Annotated in this window: 14 protein-coding genes and 3 pseudogenes; 10 read left to right on the top strand and 7 right to left on the bottom strand. The window is 37.9% G+C overall.

All coding sequences use genetic code 11. The features are described 5' to 3' along the window. Positions 1-159 (top strand): annotated as a pseudogene (locus H6G44_RS16860) (photosystem II D2 protein (photosystem q(a) protein)); the annotation flags it as partial. A gap of 443 nt (positions 160-602) precedes the next feature. Here the strand turns inward: H6G44_RS16860 and H6G44_RS16865 are convergent. After that, complete coding sequence (locus H6G44_RS16865) at positions 603-1,211, bottom strand: neutral zinc metallopeptidase (protein ID WP_190387687.1); 609 nt, start codon at positions 1,209-1,211, stop codon at positions 603-605. Between the two features lie 343 nt (positions 1,212-1,554). Here H6G44_RS16865 and H6G44_RS16870 point away from each other — a divergent pair, with 343 nt between their 5' ends. The 5 genes from H6G44_RS16870 (at position 1,555) to H6G44_RS16890 (ending at position 8,748) form a co-directional block, all read left to right on the top strand. Next, the gene (locus H6G44_RS16870; protein ID WP_190387688.1) at positions 1,555-3,294 is read left to right on the top strand and encodes an iron uptake porin; all 1,740 of its coding nucleotides are present in this window, start codon (positions 1,555-1,557) and stop codon (positions 3,292-3,294) included. A 554-nt stretch (positions 3,295-3,848) separates the two neighbouring features. Beyond that, entirely contained in the window at positions 3,849-4,286 is a 438-nt protein-coding gene (locus H6G44_RS16875; RefSeq protein WP_190387689.1) for an RrF2 family transcriptional regulator, read from the top strand. Positions 4,287-4,303: 17 nt separating this feature from the next. Continuing rightward, positions 4,304-5,266, top strand: a complete 963-nt coding sequence (gene cysK / locus H6G44_RS16880) for a cysteine synthase A (protein ID WP_190387708.1) — start codon at positions 4,304-4,306, stop codon at positions 5,264-5,266. A 14-nt stretch (positions 5,267-5,280) separates the two neighbouring features. Next, positions 5,281-5,970, top strand: a complete 690-nt coding sequence (locus H6G44_RS16885; RefSeq protein WP_190387690.1) for a J domain-containing protein — start codon at positions 5,281-5,283, stop codon at positions 5,968-5,970. A 309-nt stretch (positions 5,971-6,279) separates the two neighbouring features. After that, complete coding sequence (locus H6G44_RS16890) at positions 6,280-8,748, top strand: COR domain-containing protein (protein ID WP_190387691.1); 2,469 nt, start codon at positions 6,280-6,282, stop codon at positions 8,746-8,748. Between the two features lie 14 nt (positions 8,749-8,762). On the opposite strand, the gene H6G44_RS16895 is transcribed toward H6G44_RS16890, so the two are convergent. Next, on the bottom strand, positions 8,763-9,371 hold the full coding sequence (locus H6G44_RS16895; RefSeq protein WP_190387692.1) for a hypothetical protein: 609 nt from the start codon (positions 9,369-9,371) through the stop codon (positions 8,763-8,765). 467 nt (positions 9,372-9,838) lie between these two features. Between H6G44_RS16895 and H6G44_RS16900 the strand changes: the two are divergent. Continuing rightward, positions 9,839-9,976, top strand: a pseudogene (locus tag H6G44_RS16900) (IS701 family transposase); the annotation flags it as partial. A gap of 49 nt (positions 9,977-10,025) precedes the next feature. Next, positions 10,026-10,377: pseudogene (locus H6G44_RS16905) on the top strand (Uma2 family endonuclease); the annotation flags it as partial. A gap of 120 nt (positions 10,378-10,497) precedes the next feature. Here H6G44_RS16905 and H6G44_RS20400 read toward each other — a convergent pair. From H6G44_RS20400 to H6G44_RS16925, 3 genes are all read right to left on the bottom strand, one after another. Beyond that, positions 10,498-12,423 carry an SUMF1/EgtB/PvdO family nonheme iron enzyme gene (locus tag H6G44_RS20400; protein WP_242031776.1) on the bottom strand — a complete coding sequence of 642 codons (1,926 nt, stop codon included), beginning with the start codon at positions 12,421-12,423 and terminating at the stop codon, positions 10,498-10,500. A 94-nt stretch (positions 12,424-12,517) separates the two neighbouring features. Continuing rightward, complete coding sequence (locus H6G44_RS16920; protein WP_190387693.1) at positions 12,518-12,922, bottom strand: Pepco domain-containing protein; 405 nt, start codon at positions 12,920-12,922, stop codon at positions 12,518-12,520. A 96-nt stretch (positions 12,923-13,018) separates the two neighbouring features. Beyond that, entirely contained in the window at positions 13,019-14,827 is a 1,809-nt protein-coding gene (locus tag H6G44_RS16925) for a proline--tRNA ligase (protein WP_190387694.1), read from the bottom strand. A 131-nt stretch (positions 14,828-14,958) separates the two neighbouring features. On the opposite strand from H6G44_RS16925, the gene H6G44_RS16930 reads away from it, so the two are divergent. Together H6G44_RS16930 and H6G44_RS16935 are read left to right on the top strand one after the other, a co-directional pair. Further along, positions 14,959-16,335, top strand: a complete 1,377-nt coding sequence (locus H6G44_RS16930) for a 1-acyl-sn-glycerol-3-phosphate acyltransferase (protein ID WP_190387695.1) — start codon at positions 14,959-14,961, stop codon at positions 16,333-16,335. 88 nt (positions 16,336-16,423) lie between these two features. After that, positions 16,424-17,401, top strand: a complete 978-nt coding sequence (locus tag H6G44_RS16935; RefSeq protein ID WP_190387696.1) for a DUF362 domain-containing protein — start codon at positions 16,424-16,426, stop codon at positions 17,399-17,401. Positions 17,402-17,486: 85 nt separating this feature from the next. Here the strand turns inward: H6G44_RS16935 and H6G44_RS16940 are convergent, their stop codons facing one another. Further along, complete coding sequence (locus H6G44_RS16940; protein ID WP_190387697.1) at positions 17,487-18,353, bottom strand: indole-3-glycerol phosphate synthase TrpC; 867 nt, start codon at positions 18,351-18,353, stop codon at positions 17,487-17,489. A gap of 137 nt (positions 18,354-18,490) precedes the next feature. Further along, entirely contained in the window at positions 18,491-18,712 is a 222-nt protein-coding gene (locus H6G44_RS16945) for a HetP family heterocyst commitment protein (protein ID WP_190387698.1), read from the bottom strand. Positions 18,713-18,787 lie beyond the last annotated feature (75 nt).

Genomic DNA, 18,787 nt, shown 5'->3' on the forward strand with positions numbered 1-18,787 from the left:
CAAGAATTACGGGCAGCAGAAGATCCAGAGTTTGAAACTTTCTATACCAAAAACATTTTACTGAACGAGGGTATCCGCGCTTGGATGGCTCCTCAAGATCAACCCCACGAACAATTTATATTCCCTGAAGAAGTGCTACCTCGCGGTAACGCTCTCTAAAAATTAATCCCCGATTAATACTCATTCAGGATTTATTCTTTTTTTACTTAGCCTTCACTTATTAGTGGAGGTTTTTTTGTGGCAAAAATTGGGTATTGCAAATTTTTGTAATTGTGTTATAGTGATTACAGGTTAAAAACCCAAAGCATTTTGCTTTGCCCCTTTTGAAACTAAGACCATTTAGGCAACAAGGAGGTGATGCCCATGATAGAAAGTAGTATACCCATGGGTCATCAAGTTGCAGTTAGCCGGCTGTGTGCCGGGGCTGTTCTCTAAAAGTTAGCCTTAGTTCTCTTGAGATACTAAGTAAGCTCAACTAGCTAGGCTAAAGGTCGGAGTCCCTTCCGGCAGTCTGGTTGCAACTTGAAGACCCGCTAGACCGCCCTGATTTGGATTATCTGATCTAAATCAGGGCGGATAGTTTTTAAAGTGGCTTTGTGCTATTATATCCTACACCTTATGGGGCTATTTGCTCTCATCCCAAAAGTTACTGCTGCCACTCTCTGCTTTGGTGTGCCATGATGCTCTGTCCATACATTACTAAAATCACCCAAAGCATAGGCAAAGCTCCTAACTTCTGCAATATCTCGATTATCAAAAACTAGGTTTTGGACTGCTGCCATATAGAAACCCGCAAGACAATCCGCTTGTAGTTCAGATATTGGACCGTTATTGCTATTAAATTTGTAGACGTTTTGCATCGCATGGGCGTATTCATGTCCAATGACGTATGCTAAGGCAGCGTCGCCGTATTGATAAGCCCATCTGACCATGGGGATACTAATATAGATTGAATGATCTCGACGACAATAGAATGCGTTTAATTTAACCATGGGACCGCAACTAGTGTTAAAGCCCGGTGGAATTGGTCGGTAGACTTTAGGAACAGCTTGATAACCATGTATGTTAGCAACACCAGCATACATAGATTGAATTACTTGATCAGGTGGTAATTCTTGAGCGTTTGATTTAGAAGTAATTGAAAGTGCTATTAGCGATATTGGGGTAATGGTAAAAGCTATAACTGATCTTTGCACGAGCTTTTTGATCATTTTTTAAGAAGGATAGTATTTTGAATTACTAAAAAATACCCGAAACTCGTTTTAGCTTGAATATGAATTTATTCCATCAAGATAATACCAGAAGAATTGACACATACGTTATTTAAAAATCTTATATTAATCATTAGAAAAAATTATCATATAATTATCGGATATAGTTAAAAGCTTTTGTATAAGTTAATTGCATGAAAGTTTAACAATTAGTTAATCAATTGTTAGCCTTACAAAAGCTATGATCGTGGTATTGGTGGCAGCCATGCCTATTACACAGGTTTCAACAAGACTTCTCATTTTTAAACATTTAGCTACATAAGGTGTGAGGATAAAAAGGAAAATGTCTAATATCTTGTGGAAATCCCTGGTGGTTAGTCCAGCAATTTTGGGAGCAGCTTTGCTAGTATCTTCAACAGCAATTGCCGCGACCAGAACTACCAAGGAAGTCTTATCAATCAAAACTTCCGCAGCCACAGAAGTTTCCCCACAGCCGGCAATCTTGGGTACAGAAAGCGAAGAAACTCAAGTTTTAGCGCAAATTAACCGCTCTAGCCGCGAAAACAATACTTCTCCTCAAGTCACATCAGTTTCTCAACTCTCTGATGTTCAACCTACAGATTGGGCATTCCAGGCTTTACAGTCTTTAGTAGAAAGATATGGTTGTATTGCGGGTTATCCTAATGGAACATATCGCGGTAATCGGGCTTTAAGCCGTTATGAATTTGCTGCTGGTTTAAATTCTTGTTTAGATCGTGTAAATGAGTTAATTGCCACAGCAACGGCTGATATGGTGACAAAACAGGACTTAGCGAAATTACAGCGGTTACAAGAAGAATTTTCTGCTGAATTGGCCACTTTACGTGGTCGTGTAGATTCTTTAGAAGCGCGGACGGCAGAATTAGAAGCGAATCAATTCTCTACCACTACTAAACTCAAAGGTGAAGCTATTTTTGCCTTTACTGATACTTTTGGTAATGAGACGGGTAAAGCGAATCGAGCAGTTTTCCAAGATAGAGTTCGTTTAGGCTTAGAGACCAGCTTTACAGGTAGGGATATACTAACAACCCGTTTAGCTGCTGGTAATGCTACAGGCTTTGATTTGCGAGATACTGCTAATACTCCTATTAGCGGTTCTAAAAATGCTGTTACTAATCCCGGTTCTAATGGAATGGGTAGGCAAACATTTGAAGTGGGTAGTACCAATAATAACAGCGTAAAAATTGACAAGTTAACCTATGAAGCTCCTATAGGACCGGCAAGAGTTTATCTTGCAGCTAGTGGTGGACAACATAGTGATTATGCGGCTGTTAACAATCCTTACTTTTTTGATAAAACAGATGGTGGTAAGGGGGCTTTAAGCACTTTTGCATCTGAAAGCCCAATTTACCGGATTGGTGGCGGTTCTGGTATTGCATTAAATGTACCCTTTGGAAAAGCTGGTGATAGTTTCTTAAAACCAAGTTCTCTCACATTGGGTTATTTAGCTTCAAATGCTAATGATCCTAGCCCCAGTAATGGCTTATTTGACGGTAACTATGCGGCTTTGGGGCAGTTAAACTTTAATGTTGGTAATCGCCTGGCTTTAGCTGCGACCTATGTACATGGTTATCAAAAAGCAAATAGTAGCTTATTTGATTCTGGACTTGGTGGGTCTGCGGTAGTAGGTACTTCACAGGCTAATACTCCAACTGTGGTTGGTTCTAGCTCTAGTAACTCCTATGGTATTTCTGCTGCTATCAAGCCTAGCCAAAAATTGTCTTTGAGTGGTTTCGTTTCTTACCATGATGTTATTCCTGAAGGTCCTGGTGTGAGTAGAGAAGCTTGGAGTTATGGTGCTGGTTTAGCTTTACCGGACTTTGGTAAAAAAGGTAATGTCTTGGGTATATTTGGTGGTGCTCAACCTTACTCACTCAGTACGGGTGTTAGTCAGACACCATACCAAGTTGAAGGCTTTTATAAGTATCAGGTTTCAGAAAATGTTTCCGTTACTCCTGGTGTGATTTGGTTAACATCTGCTGGACAGGCTGCTAATAGTAATGATGCCTTTATTGGTACATTGAGAACAACTTTCAGTTTCTAGGCTGTTAAAGGTCTGCTGATATAGCAAGTTCAAGTTGAGTGAGGTACAGTTTATGCGGGCAAGATGCCCGCACCACAGGAGTTTTATCCTGAATGTTTGTACTTAATAATAATAAGAGCTACTGTAATTTAAAAAATTAGGTGCTGGTGAGCAAAAATATGAATTTGTTTCACACTAAGACGCTAAGGCGCAAAGATCAAGAGTTTGAGAAATAGCTCGGTATGGCTACGCCAAAATTATTTTACCCTGCCTGATGGCGGGGTTTTTTTTATGGGCAATAAAAACCCCAGTGGAGAATGGGAGTATACTGGAAAAGAGATAAACTTTGACATACTCACCGTCCTAAAGGAGCGGTGATTCTTGACACTTCACTGGAACACGCCACAAGTGGTCTTATCGTCCCTCTATGTCCGTTTAAAGTCTCCCAATGCCCTATGGCGACTATACCCAAATTATAACATAAAGCCGTCCTAGAAGGACGGGGCTTGTATCCCAGATTTTTGGTCAGGTTTTGTTTATCTTCATGCTTCAACTTTCATTTTGGATTACTGCCTGTGGAACTATCGTGTAAATCTGAATACGCAATTTTGGCGTTATTAGAGATGGCTACTCATTATGAAAATGGTGAACCGATGCAAATTCGGCAAATCGCTACGCAACAAAATATACCTGATCGTTATCTAGAACAACTGTTAGCAACTTTGCGGCGTGGGGGTATAGTTAAAAGTCAACGGGGTTCAAAAGGCGGCTATTTATTGGCGCGAGAACCTCGGAAAATTAGTATCTTGGAAATTTTAGAATGTTTGGAAGGTTTAGATGTGCAGACTGGTGAACAAAATACTAACCTTAGCAGTTTAGATCATACTGTGGTGTTAGAAATTTGGCAAGAAGCACGTCAGGCGGCCAATTCAGTGTTACACAATTATTCACTTCAGGATCTTTGTGAAAAACGAGATTCCCGAAAGCAGTTGGATATTATGTACTATATTTAAGGAGAGAACAATTTATGATGCGAATTGTTGAGAATATTACGGAATTGGTGGGACGGACACCTCTGGTACGCTTAAACCGGATTCCTCAAGAATTAGGTTGTGTGGCGAAAATTTTGGTAAAACTGGAAAGTATGAACCCCTCGTCATCGGTAAAAGATAGAATTGGGGTAAGTATGATTACTGCGGCTGAGAAAGAAGGATTAATTGCGCCCGGTAAGACAATTCTAGTAGAACCAACATCGGGAAATACGGGAATTGCTTTGGCAATGGCGGCGGCGGCCAAGGGGTATAAATTGATTCTAACAATGCCGGAAACCATGAGTGCGGAACGGCGGGCGATGTTAAGGGCTTATGGGGCCGAATTGGAACTCACTCCGGGGATTGAGGGGATGGGTGGGGCGATTCGTCGGGCGCAGGAGCTTGTGGATAGAACACCGTATTCTTATATGTTACAGCAATTTCGTAACCCGGCTAATGCCCAAATTCACCGGGAAACTACGGCTGAGGAAATTTGGTCAGATACGGATGGCCAGGTAGATATGATTGTGGCAGGAGTGGGGACTGGAGGAACGATTACTGGGGTGGCCGAGGTGCTGAAGGCGCGGAAATCAAGTTTTCAAGCGATCGCTGTTGAACCAGCTAATAGCCCTATATTATCCGGTGGTAAACCGGGTGCTCATAAAATTCAGGGTATTGGGGCGGGGTTTATTCCCTCGGTATTAAAAGTTGAATTGATTGATGAGGTAATTACGGTTACTGATGAGGAGGCGATCGCTTTTAGTCGCAAATTAGCTAGGGAGGAGGGTCTACTATCGGGAATTTCTAGTGGTGCAGCCCTGTGTGCGGCGGTTCGGGTCGCCCAACGTCCTGAAAATCGAGATCGTTTAATTGTGATGATTCAGCCTAGTTTCGGTGAAAGATACTTAAGTACACCTTTATTCCAAGACCTAGAAGCAAATACAGCAACTAGTGTCAGTTAACAATCTATGGGATTATGTCCAATTTTAACCACTACGAGACCCTAAAAGTTAGTAATCATGCCAGTCAAGCGGAGATTAAACAAGCTTATCGCCGCTTGGTGAAAATTTTTCATCCTGATAGTAATCAAGACATTACAGATAATGAGCAAATTATTCGTGTTAATGCTGCCTATGAGGTTTTAAGTGATAGTAAAAGTCGTTTTGATTATGATGAAAAACTTCGTCACGGTCAGGAAAAATTCCATCATGTTCGCCAAAAACGCGCGGAATCTGCCCAACAAGATTACAAAGCAGCGAGGAAAACTAGAAAAGATATTGATGAAAATATTGAGGAATGGTTACGTTTAGTTTATAAACCAGTAAATCGGATACTGTCGACAATTCTCAATTCTTTAGAAGCACAAATTGAGGAATTAGCAGCAGATCCTTTTGATGATGATCTTTTAGACGAATTTCAAGATTATTTAGCATCTTGTCGAGAAGATTTGAAAGACGCACAAATTAAATTTCGTTCTTTACCAAATCCTGCTAGTTTTGCACCAGCAGCGGCGCATATTTACTATTGTATGAGTCAAGTGGGAGATGGAATTGAGGAATTAGCATACTTTCCATTAAGCTATGATCATCGCTATTTACACACAGGACAAGAGTTATTTCGGATAGCTAAAAGATTGTATCGGGAAGCGCAAGAGTCGGTTAGTTGATGAGATGATCGTAGGAGTCGTTTAATTACTAAGTAGGTTGGGGTTGAAAATTGTCTTTATGACAAGATAACAGGGAAGAGGTTTTGGGTAATTTGACTTTTTGTTATGGTTTTTTTCCGTTTACTTACTTATCTATTAAACCGAAATATTGCTTATTTTTTTAACAATATAATAATTCCCATTCTATCGAAGCGGAAATAATTAAACGCAGATGGACGCAGATGGACGCAGATAATTTTGTAGTTAATTAGACTAGGAAATGCTATATGATTTATACTAATCTTTTTTCTTCTCTGTTGGTGTCTAGCCATGACTGATCAAGAACTGCTGCAAATCATTGAAAAAGCTGCTAGAAACAATGAAATTACATTAGACCTCAGTAACAATCAACTGACAACATTGCCAGAAGCCATTGCCCAACTCTCCAATCTGAGGGAGCTTGACCTCAGTTACAATCAACTGACAACATTGCCAGAAGCCATTGCCCAACTCTCCAATCTGAGCGGGCTTGACCTCGGTGACAATCAACTGACAACATTGCCAGAAGCCATTGCCCAACTCTCCAATCTGAGGGGGCTTGACCTCAGTAACAATCAACTGACAACATTGCCAGAAGCCATTGCCCAACTCTCCAATCTGAGCGGGCTTGACCTCAGAAACAATCAACTGACAACATTGCCAGAAGCCATTGCCCAACTCTCCAATCTGAGCGGGCTTGACCTCAGTTACAATCAACTGACAACATTGCCAGAAGCCATTGCCCAACTCTCCAATCTGAGGGGGCTTTACCTCAGTGACAATCAACTGACAACATTGCCAGAGGCCATTAAACAATTATCTCAACTCGAAAAACTCGATTTACGTGGGAATCAGCTAAATATTCCCGCGGAAATTTTAGGGAGCAGTTGGGATAGCTTAGGTAAACCGTCACAGATTCTCACCTACTATTTCTCTCTGGCAACCGAGGAGAAACAACCTCTCAATGAAGCTAAGGTATTGCTAGTTGGTCAAGGAACTGTGGGTAAAACTTCCCTAGTTAAACGACTGATTAATAACACATTTGATGCCAACGAAAGCAAAACCCAAGGCATCAATATTGAAAATTGGGATTTAGAAGTTAATGGGCAAAACATTCGACTAAATATATGGGATTTTGGTGGACAGGAAATCATGCACGCTACCCACCAATTTTTTCTCACTAAACGAAGCCTTTATTTGCTGGTAATTAATGCCCGTGAAAATGAACAACAAAATAGATTGGAATATTGGCTAAAAATTATTCAGAGTTTTGGCGGTGATTCTCCGATTATTTTAGTTGGCAATAAAATTGATGATCATCCTTTGGATCTTGATCAAACAGGCTTACGCAGAAAATACGAAAATATTAAAGATATAGTTCCTATTTCTTGTAAAACTGGAGAAGGTATAGAAAATTTATTATCAATTATTAAACGCGAACTTACTAATTTAGAAGGCATTAACGAACCTTTACCTAACAGTTGGTTTCAGGTAAAAACCCATTTAGAAAATATGGAAAAGGACTATATTCTCTACCACGAATATGAGGGTATTTGCCAGAGTGAAAAAATTAATGAAAAACTTAAACAATCTACTTTAATTGAATTGCTGCATCAACTGGGTATTGTTCTCAATTTTAGAGATGATTTCGGCTTAAAAGGTGTTCCGGTACTTAATTCGGAATGGGTAACAAGTGGTGTTTATAAAATTCTCAATGACAATTTATTAATGACTCAATTTCGGGGTATATTGACACTTAAAGAACTAAGAAGAATTTTAGATTCTGTTAAATATCCCGACGATAAGCCAGAATTTATTATCAAAATGATGGAGAAGTTTGAACTCTGTTTTCCTTTGGATAATAAAAATCAATATCTCATTCCTGACTTGTTACCAAAGGAAGAACCTGCAACTGGGGAATGGGAGAATGTTCTGGCTTTTGAATATCATTATAATATTTTACCTAGCAGCATTATTTCCCGTTTTATTGTGAGAATGCACCATCAAGCAGATAAAAAAACTTGGTGGCGAAGTGGTATTGTATTAAAATCTGGCAACAATCGAGCATTATTAAAAAGTGATCAAGAAGACCGCAAAATCTTTATTTTTATTAGTGGTAATAGTTTCACCCGCAGAGAGTTACTCTCAATGATTCGTTCTCAGTTCGATAGTATTCATCAAACTATTAAAGGTTTAGAAGCGAAAGAAAAAGTACCAATTCCCGGATATTCTGGTATATTTGCAGATTATAAAAATTTACTGGTTTATGCAGAGAGAAATTCACCTTACATTCCCGAAGGACTAATAGAAACATTTAATGCGCTAGAACTGCTAAATGGGATTGAATCAGAAGCAGAAAGACGAAAACGCCAAAATCGTGAGAGAATAGAATCACAAAAACCACGCGAACCGACTATGGAACCAAAACCTGAAAAACCAACTATTTCTTCTGCTGAACGGGGTATTGCTTTGGCTATGGCTTTACTAGTATTAATAGCTTTTATCGTCCTGATTCTCAACCCTAGAAGTATGAATGGTAATGCTTTAGCTATTGTACGATTTTTAGCATCTGCATTTGCTGGTATTGCCGGTTATTTAGTTTCTGGTGATCTTGGTTTAGAATCTTCAATACCTTTTATGAGGACAAAAACCCAAGTTAAAGCCACGGGAGCATTTGCAGTATTTGTTTTAGTATTTCTACTTTTTTATATGGGTGTTCCTACTTCCGAAATAACACCACAACCAACCCCCACACCCTGATGAAAATCCTCATATTAACCGATAGGATAACATCCCGGATTAACTGCGTGAATAAATTCACTCCCCGCTAGTGGTCTTCCCCGTTTATAGGTGGCTTCTTGGGGTTGTCCCCAACCTAATTGTAAAATGAGTTCTAAAAAATTCGGGTTTTCCCATTTTAATAAAGCTGACCATTGTGTTCTTTGGGTAATTCTTTCTACATCTATTTTGGCAATTTTTTGATGTTGTTTACCATTACTAAAACTTAAATATAAATCCATTTCTTCTGTCACTAAATACCAAAATTCTAAAATTGAATTTTTGGCAAGTTTCAATATTTGGAAATCAATTTCTAAAGCAATTAATTCGGGATCAATTTCTGGATAATGGAGATTTTTATTCTTAATAGTGATATCTTTCCAGATAATTCCAGAAACTTGATTTTCTCGTTGATATTCATGAATAGAGGTTTTAAAATCTTGATAAGCAGTGAATTTTTGTAGCCCGTCGGTTCTGATAAACTGATCTATAATGGGATTACCAGAAACAGTTATATCTAATTTTAACCGTTCTCCTTTTAGACAAGCTTGGCGTTCAGTTGCCAAAATTTGAATTAACTCTTGGGTATTGTAAATATTTGACATTAGAACAAGACCTAATTAGTTATTAGTTATTAGTTGTGAAACTAATTGTTAATTTTGGATTAGATAGTAATCAAGACTGATTGAATATCTAATTATTATCTCTTGATAGTTATATAAATGTCGTATCATAACCAACGATTTATCTCATTATTTATTTCATAGTAAGAATATGCAGATAATTCTATTTTACCTTTAGGAGTAACATTAAAAAAGGGCTGAATAAGTAGAACCCAAAGCTTAGGAGTATTGTGTATAAATCCTGACAATGTTTAAAAAACTAACCGCAAAAAACTCTAATTATGATAATCTTATGAATTTAACTAAATTTTTGAACTGCCGACTTATTCTCCTCATTTAAACTTACCCCTCTTCTGTTACTTTCCGAGTATAATAAATAAAAGAATCAAGAAAAAACTCTACAAGGCAGGTAGGGCAATGGTGTAGAATTACAAATCCTGAAACATTGCTTAATTGTTCAACCACTCTTATTATTTTGGTTGATTTATCCTTGGTTTGATATTTTTCCCAATTCCTATTTACTGCTTAGATTTAATCAGCTTATTGATGCAATGAATGGATTTCTTCCCTTTTATTCTTCTGGATAATTTAGTTCATTTACTACTTGCTTAATTCGGAAAGTGACAGAAGATAGATATACCGAAAATTACCATCTCTAGAGAGGAAGTAGAACGCAGTTATACCCCTCACAAACAGGGTGAACTTCCTGTGGTGGTGATGGAATTTCTCCCTGATACAAGATGAAAATGACCGTTATTGGTTAGAGGAAATGGATTTATTTATTGGTGTGTGGTCAGGAAAGCGGGAAAACCGTGATGGTTACTGGTTGCGCTGGTGGGATAAACAGGGTAATTTGTTATTGTGGGGGTTTGAGTCAGTTGAGCAGGAACGACGGGAAAAGGAACAAGAACGACGAGAAAAGGAAGTTGCTTTACAACGTTTAGCAGATTTGGAGAAACGATTGCGAGATGCGGGAATTGAAGTTTAAACTAGATTCTGTTTCCCAGGATAAGGCTCAAAAAAATTTTTAGATCGCTTCGTTTCACTACACTCTTAATGGTAAAGCAAAGAAGAGCAAAGGGCAAAAGCGCGAGAGTGCAAAAGGCTATTAAGTCCTCCCAACAGCGCAGACAACACGAAAACCAATAGCGTGGGTTTTGTAGTCGGGTTTGTCGCCTTTGCGATGAGCAGAACGGCAAACTTCAGGCTTGCTGGCCCACGAACCACCCCGCTTCGCCTTGTCATTGTCGCTTTGACTTGTCCAAGCACTACCATCTTTAGGCGCATTTGCATAATTATTATGCCAATCATCTTGACACCATTCCCAGACATTGCCGTGCATATTGTATAATCTAAAAGCATTAGGCTGAAACTTATCTACATTTGTTGTTTCATTATAACTATGCTTAATATTAGCGTAGTCAGTATAATTAGCTAAGTCAGTTGTAATCGTTTCCCCAAAATGAAAGGGTGTAGTCGTCCCCGCACGACAAGCATATTCCCATTCTGCTTCGCTGGGTAGACGATATTCCCGTCCTGTCTTTTTACTCAACTTTTGACAAAACTCCACAGCATTATTCCAAGATACTTGTTCTACAGGACGTTTTGCTCCTTTGAAACTAGAAGGATTGTTACCCATGATTTGTTGGTACTGCTCTTGAGTCACAACATATTTACCCATATAAAAACCAGGTACATTTACCTGATGTTGTGGACTTTCACTTCCATCTGTACTCCTACCTTTTTCTGATTCTGGTGAACCCATCATAAAAGAACCGCCAGGGATTTGTACCATTTCCAGGGTGATATTATTACCCAAATCTTCTTTATCTTCTTTATCTTCTTTACAGTTTACTTTTGGCGGCGGTAGAAAATAATCTTTTAATGGTTTCGTCGCTATCCCTCCTAAATAGGCTAAACTTAAATAGATTAAAAATTGTCTGCGACGTATCAAATATTTTTGTTTAATCTTATAAACTTCTACTTCTAGATTCTTATTTTCCCTTATTAGGTTGTTATTTTCCGTTATTAGATTGTCATTTAGATTCTTATTTTCCCTTATTAGGTTGTTATTTTCCGTTATTAGATTGTTATTTTCCGTTATTAGATTGTCATTTTCCCTTGTTAGATTGCTATTTTTTATAGCAATTTTTTCAAGAACCGATATTGCCTCTAAGTCAACACCAGGAACACCCAAAACCCTAATCCATATTTGTTTTGCTAACTGAAAATTTCCCTCGTTTTCATATCTGTATGCCTCTAATTTCAATGGCTCAACATCTTTAAGAGTAGCAGCTTGCTCTAACAAAATATAATTCACTTTATGTGGCGGGTCTACCTTGAGATAAGGATTTTGTTCTTGCTTTTGATGTCTAATATTTAAGTCAGGAACAGCATACCTGAGATATCTATCTAATCGTTCCACAGTGGCACAATTAGCTTCACCATGTAATCGTAAACCTTCTAATAAGGTATATGTAAATGAACCATGTTGTAATTCGGCAATTTCCCAAGATTTCTGGTTAGCAGTACAGGAATAAAAAGTAATTACTCCTTGGTGTTTTTCTAAACCTATTCCTAAACCACTACGACTACTTTCTTCTCGACAAGCATCTAAAAATAAAACTACATTATCAGCGCCACAACGACGCAATCTTTCAGTAATGTATTCAACGGAAATAGCTGTACTTTTAATATCCCCAGGGTTACTATCTGCAAGCATTAAATAATCTTTGTCTTCATGACGGATACCATGTCCAGCAAAAAAGAACCATAAATTATCCCCTGGTTTTAATAGAGGTTTTTCAAATTGTGCTTGTAAAAATCGCTGCAACTGTCCGTAAGTTGGTTGAGTGGGAATTGGTGGACTGGTGTTAATGGGTGGAGAGTCCTCTGTAAACAAAAACACCTCATCAAATTTCGCTTCTTCCCGAAACCAAGCGGCCATTGCTTCCGCGTCCCGTTTAGCAAAGTTTAGGGCTTGCAGGTTGTTATATTGATTAATGCCGATACTAATTGCCCAATTATTACCCATTAGAAAGCTCCGAAAATTAAATATGCGTGATCCACAACCTTTGTAGAGACGTTCCATGGAATGTCTCTATACTTTACCAGAGAGGCCTATTTTTCTATGATTGTCTCTTGAATTTAAAGGTCAGACTGCCTTTCCCGCCTACTTTCCCCCCTGTTCCGAATAAACTCAGTTGTCCTTCTCCATTGACTTCTACAGAAACTTCTACTTCATCTAAGCGAATTTTAGAATCATCTGTATCAGCTTCATCCAAGCATTCCCGCATAGCTTGTATAAATCCCCTCATTTCCTGCTTGAGTTTTGTAACCTCAACTTTATGTCTAGTAATTACTACTTTGTCTTTTTCTTTAGTGACTATTATTTGTTCCTCAGTAGTCTTACTTTTCAGTGTTCCACCTATATCACCACTGCTTCTAGCACCGTCAATGGTTGTCATTGAGGTTTCCGCGACTTCTTCAGTAATAATCCATAGGCTGTCTGGGGTAAAAAATTCTGCTGACATAAAACTTACTACTTGTATGGTTATAAAAATAAATTACCATAAGTAGTTATATTTATCAAAGGGCGGGCAAGATGCCCACCCCACAATATTTGAGTCTTAACCTGCTATTGCCTCATTAATCCATTGTTGTAATGTATTAATGACTTCTTCAATGGCTATTTCTTGAGATTCACGAGTTGCGCGTTTGACTATTTCGACTTTACCATTTGTAATGGCGCGACCTGTGACAATTCTGAAGGGAATACCAATTAAATCCGCATCTTTGAATTTAACACCTGCTCGTTCATCTCTATCATCTAATAAGGTTTCTACTCCTACTTTATTAAGTTCTGTGTAAAGTTTTTCTGCGACTTCAATTTGTTGAACATCTTTAATGTTAGGAATTGTGATAATAGCGTGATATGGTGCGATCGCTATTGGCCAAATTATGCCATCTTTATCATAAGATTGTTCTACGGCTGATTGTGCTAATCTTGACACACCAACACCGTAACAACCCATAACTAGAGGCTTTTCTTCCCCTTGTTCATTGGTATAAGTTGCACCCATAGCTTGAGAGTATTTTGTACCAAGTTGGAAGATGTGACCGGCTTCAATGCCTCTAGCTGTTTGTAGGCTTTGGTTTGGGTTGTGAAGGGAGCGATCGCCTAATTTAGCCTTACGAATATCTACGGTTATCGCAGGTAATGTAAACTGCTCACCCCAATTTGCGCCAACTACGTGAAAACCGCTGGTATTAGCACCAGTGACAAAGTTCTTTAACTCCACAGCAGTTTTATCTACCAAGCGGACAAACTGAGAATTTACCTGTTTATTAACCGCAATATAATCATCACTAATATCTGGTGCAATATAACCTAAAGGTAAAGATTTTGCTTGCCATGTTGCTTGGGTTTCAACATTTGGTACAGTTAAAGTTAGGATAGTTTTAGCACCAAATTGAGGAGCTAATTTAGTTAATTCATTTTGTAATTTAACTTCGTTAATTTCCTGATCTCCGCGAATATTTATTAACACCAAAACTGTAAAACCATTATCATAAACAGTTTGATATAAAACATTTTTGACAATTTGGGTAGGAGAACATTTCAAAAAATTACAAAGTTTTTCAATTGTATCAATTCCTGGAGTTTCCCGTTTTTCAAAAGTTGTAAAAGGTGAAATTTCTACTTCTGCTGGTAACGAAACTGCCTTTTCTACATTTGCTGCATATTTACCATCTTCAGTATAGAGAACTTCGTCTTCTCCCGCATCTGCTAACACCATAAATTCTGTAGAACCAGAACCACCAATAGCACCAGAATCAGCTTCCACAGCCCGAAAAGCCAAACCAGAACGACGTAACATATTACTATAAGCAGTGTACATTTCCTGGTAAGTTTTTTTCAAACTTTCTTCATCAGCATGGAAAGAATAACCATCTTTCATAATAAATTCTCGTCCGCGCATTAAACCAAACCGGGGACGAATTTCATCACGAAATTTAGTTTGGATTTGATATAAATGTACAGGTAATTGACGATATGAACGAATCATATCACGGGCAACAGTAGTAATTACTTCCTCATGAGTTGGACCTAATCCTAATTGTTGTTCTCTTCTATCAACTAAAGAAAACATAATTCCTTCAGCCTTAGTATAAGTATCCCATCTTCCCGACTCTTGCCATAATTCCGCAGGTTGTAATTGCGGTAATAAACATTCTTGTGCGCCAGTAGCATTCATTTCTTCCCGCACAATTTGAGAAACCTTTTGCAAAACTCGCCACATTAGGGGAAGATAAGCATAAATCCCACTACCAATACGACGAATATAACCAGCACGGAGTAGTAATTTATGACTAGGAATTTCCGCATCAGCCGGATCATCCCGTAGTGTAACAAATAACATTTGTGATAATCGCATTGTTTTTTCCTTTACTTACTAACTTTTCAAATCGCGTAGGTTTAAAATGTTTCCACGTCAGAAGAAAATAGGGAACAGGGTGCAGAAAATGTTTATCTATTACCTATTACCCATTATCTATTACCAATAAAATGTATCAAGCACAACCACCTTTAGAATTTATTCCGCCAGCTTTCAACCCTTTATTGTTAAAATTGGTACATTTAGTTTTACCTAACTGGATTCAGTGGAAAACACCCATTGGTAACATTGAAGCAAACAACGTTGAAACTTTAGCGAATTGCTATCAACGATTTCAGGATGGTAAAATCCGGTTTATGTTAGCATTTCGTCATCCTCAAACAGCAGACCCGCTTTGTTTAACTTATTTACTGTCCCAAATCTTGCCTAAAGTAGCACGAATTGGGGGTATACAGCTACAATATCCGCTTCATGCTCATTTTATCTATGATCGGGGTATTCCGCTCTGGGCTGGCGCTCATGTGGGTTGGGTCATTTCCCATTTGGGGGGGACTCCCATTCAACGCGGTAAGGCTGACTGGACGGGGTTGCGTTCCGCGCGGGATTTGTATATTAATGGTCGGTTTCCCATGGCTGCTGCCCCGGAAGGTGCTACAAATGGTTTATCGGAGATTATTAGTCCTTTAGAACCGGGTATCGCTCAAATGGGTTTTTGGTGTGCAGAGGATTTACAAAAAGCGGGAAGAGATGAAGAAGTTTTAATTTTACCAATTGGGATTAAATATAGTTATGAGAATGAGCCTTGGGATAATATAGCAAATTTATTAACTGAATTAGAAACAGCCAGTGGTTTATTTATAAATCAGGAAAAAACAGCAGCTAATTTTGCTGTACTTTATCCCCGATTATTAGGTTTAGCTGAACATTTATTAGGGATAATGGAGCAATTTTACACTAAATTTTATCATCAAACATTACCAGATGAAAAAATTACTAATGGGGAAATTATAGATAGAAATGAGGCTTTAGCTTATCGGTTACAATCTGTGATGAATATTGCTTTATTTATTGCTGAACAATATTTTGATTTACCATCTAGAGGTAATTGGAATGATAGATGTAGACGGGTAGAACAAGCCGGTTGGAATTACATATTTAGGGAAGATTTTAAAGATATTAAATTAATATCAACTATTGAGAAAAGTTTGGGAGATAGAGTTGCTGAAGAAGCAAATTTTCGGATGTGGCACATGAGGTTAGTGGAAAGTTTTGTAGCTGTTTCTGGGATTTATATCCGCGAAAAACCCACAGTAGAAAGATTTGCAGAAACGACTTTACTTTTATGGGATATGGTTAATAAAATTAAGGGAAATATACCTTTAAATCGTCCACAATTGGGTAAGCAACAGGTGAAGATAACTGTAGGTGAACCAATTTCTGTTTCTGACCGTTATGCTGTTTATAAAAGTAGTCGGGTTGCTGCTAGACAATCTGTGGCTGAGTTGACGACTGATTTACAACAGGTTTTGGAAGGTTTGCTTAATTAAAGATAATCTCAAGAACTTTTCCCCTAGAGTCTCAAATTCTTGATACAGTATTAATAATGCTGAATGTCATATAATGCAATTATTCCCCATGCAAACACAAAAACCATCTGTTAGTCTAATTCGGGCTAAATCCTACGAACAAGAAGCTTTAAAAGAATCCTTGGAAACACTGCTAGAACCTTTAGGAGGTATGGCTGCTTTTGTCAAACCAGGAAACCGGGTTTTACTCAAACCTAATCTCCTCACAGGTTCTCGTCCGACTAAAGAATGTACTACCCGTCCAGAATTAGTGCGTGCTGTTGCTGAAATGGTAATTGCTGTTGGTGGTAACCCATTTTTAGGAGATAGTCCCGCTTTTGGTAGTGCTAAAGGTGTGGCCATAGCCAATGGTTTATTGCCGATTTTAGAAGAATTAAAATTACCACTTGTTGAATTTCATGGTAAACGTTATCAAACAGTAAATGATAATTTCAATCACTTGCTTTTATCTAAAGAAGCCATGGAAGCAGACGTGATTATTAATCTTCCCAAAGTTAAATCTCATCTGCAATTAACTCTAACTTTAGGAGTAAAAAATCTCTTTGGTTGTGTTCCTGGTAAAATGAAAGCTTGGTGGCATCTAGAAGCGGGAAAAGATGCTAATAAATTCGGAGAAATGTTAGTAGAAACTGCCAGAGCAATTAATCCAACTTTAACAATTTTAGATGGAATTATTGGTCATGAAGGTAATGGACCAAGTGGCGGAGAACCCCGGAATTTAGAAATTTTAGCGGCCTCAACTAATGTATTTGCTTTAGATAGAGCAATGTTAGAAGTTCTCCAAGTTGCACCCGCACAAGTTCCCACAGTTGCAGCTTCCCAAAGATTAGGAATATGTCCAGAATTAAGTGATATTCACTTTCCGAATTTATCACCAGATTTATTACAAATTACAGATTGGCAATTGCCTGAAAAATTAATGCCCATAGATTTTGCTATGCCCCGTGTGATTAAATCTACTTTTAGGCATCTTTATATCCGATTTATCAAAGAACCCATGAGCGCCTATACTGGAAAAAGTTTATAAGATCAAGTGTAAATAGGGCGTAAATGCCCTGTCTACCCTTGTTAATTCTACTAGCTAAGTGTGAGATCATAGACCTCTGGAAGGCTCAGGTGTAATTACGCTGATAATTAATAGGAAATTTGGCTTGAAGTAAATTTCTGACGGCTACTTCTAAATCATTTTCTTTAAGTAAAGATTCTCCCATAATTACTGTTTGTACACCCACTCCTGCTAATAGAGCTAAATCATCAGGGGTTTCTATTCCTGATTCACTAATCACCACAATGCCTAATTTTTGAATTAGCGATCGCCTAGCTGTTAATAATTCCTGAGTAATGTTAATATTAATGCTAAAATCACTCAAACTCTGGTTATTAATGACAATTACTCTCACATCTTCTAATGCGAGAATTCTATCTAAATCATTTAAGTTATCAATTTGAATTACGGCATTCATGCCTAAGTAGTGAATTACTCGTAAAAAGTTCTGTAGTTGTTTATCTGTAAGAATGGCGGCAATTAATAATATTGCATCTGCACCAGCCGAACGTGCTAAATAAATTTGGCAAGGGTCAATGATAAAATCTCTACAAAGTAAAGGTATTCCGACCCGATATCTAATCGCACGTAGATGATCAAAACCACCATGAAAAAACTTTTGGTCAGTGACCACAGATACACAAGATGCTCCTCCTCGTTTATAGGCCTGAGCAATAGTAACTGGATCAAAATCTGGTCTAATTACACTATGATAAAGCGATGCTTTTTTCACTTCTGCAATTAAACTAGGTTTATAGATACTCAACTGCAAAGCTGTCAAAAAATCCCGTACCGTCGGAGCAGCAGTTAACTGACGTTGCAAGGAAGCCCAAGACATATCCTGTTGTATTTGTGCAACTTCTAGTTTTTTATGCCACACAATTTCTTTAATAATTGCTTGCATTTGATAATTATTTGTAGTTTGGTAGATCATAGAACCTGTATAATGGTGAGCGATTTTTATTGATGAATCTTCACCTTCCCTTTTATTTTCTAGGAGAAATTTAAATGGATTTAAAAATGCAACTACTTTAATCGAAAATCGAATCTATTAACTTGTCTGATAGGTGGTTAATTTTCCTGGGAATTACCAAGTAAGCAGTTAGTTTTAAGTAATCTGATATAAGTACGGTAGGGTATGTAGTCCATAGGGTTATAACCAGCAAATTGTAAAACTAGAACACAAGCCCAAGAATATTTACCCACAATAATCGCTTTGATTATTTGTTCTATTTGTTCAGTTTTGATTTTTTTGTTAACAGATAAATTATAACTGCTAAAATTTTCACTCATAATATATACTCCTGTCGCTCCTGTTGATAATAAGAATCATGGTTTTAAGAATCTTTCTAATATTGATTAGTAAAG

The sequence above is a fragment of the Aphanizomenon flos-aquae FACHB-1287 genome (genome assembly GCF_014698755.1).
GTDB classification, from domain to species: Bacteria; Cyanobacteriota; Cyanobacteriia; order Cyanobacteriales; family Nostocaceae; genus Dolichospermum; species Dolichospermum flosaquae.

Excerpts from the sequence above, each read along its gene's own strand:
- H6G44_RS16940 (WP_190387697.1), bottom strand. The coding sequence starts at position 18,353 with ATGATCTACCAAACTACAAATAATTATCAAATGCAAGCAATTATTAAA.
- H6G44_RS16890 (WP_190387691.1), top strand. The coding sequence starts at position 6,280 with ATGACTGATCAAGAACTGCTGCAAATCATTGAAAAAGCTGCTAGAAAC.
- H6G44_RS16885 (WP_190387690.1), top strand. The coding sequence starts at position 5,281 with ATGTCCAATTTTAACCACTACGAGACCCTAAAAGTTAGTAATCATGCC.
- cysK (WP_190387708.1), top strand. The coding sequence starts at position 4,304 with ATGCGAATTGTTGAGAATATTACGGAATTGGTGGGACGGACACCTCTG.
- H6G44_RS20400 (WP_242031776.1), bottom strand. The coding sequence starts at position 12,423 with ATGGGTAATAATTGGGCAATTAGTATCGGCATTAATCAATATAACAAC.
- H6G44_RS16945 (WP_190387698.1), bottom strand. The coding sequence starts at position 18,712 with ATGAGTGAAAATTTTAGCAGTTATAATTTATCTGTTAACAAAAAAATC.
- H6G44_RS16935 (WP_190387696.1), top strand. The coding sequence starts at position 16,424 with ATGCAAACACAAAAACCATCTGTTAGTCTAATTCGGGCTAAATCCTAC.
- H6G44_RS16865 (WP_190387687.1), bottom strand. The coding sequence starts at position 1,211 with ATGATCAAAAAGCTCGTGCAAAGATCAGTTATAGCTTTTACCATTACC.
- H6G44_RS16920 (WP_190387693.1), bottom strand. The coding sequence starts at position 12,922 with ATGTCAGCAGAATTTTTTACCCCAGACAGCCTATGGATTATTACTGAA.
- H6G44_RS16925 (WP_190387694.1), bottom strand. The coding sequence starts at position 14,827 with ATGCGATTATCACAAATGTTATTTGTTACACTACGGGATGATCCGGCT.
- H6G44_RS16930 (WP_190387695.1), top strand. The coding sequence starts at position 14,959 with ATGTATCAAGCACAACCACCTTTAGAATTTATTCCGCCAGCTTTCAAC.
- H6G44_RS16895 (WP_190387692.1), bottom strand. The coding sequence starts at position 9,371 with ATGTCAAATATTTACAATACCCAAGAGTTAATTCAAATTTTGGCAACT.
- H6G44_RS16870 (WP_190387688.1), top strand. The coding sequence starts at position 1,555 with ATGTCTAATATCTTGTGGAAATCCCTGGTGGTTAGTCCAGCAATTTTG.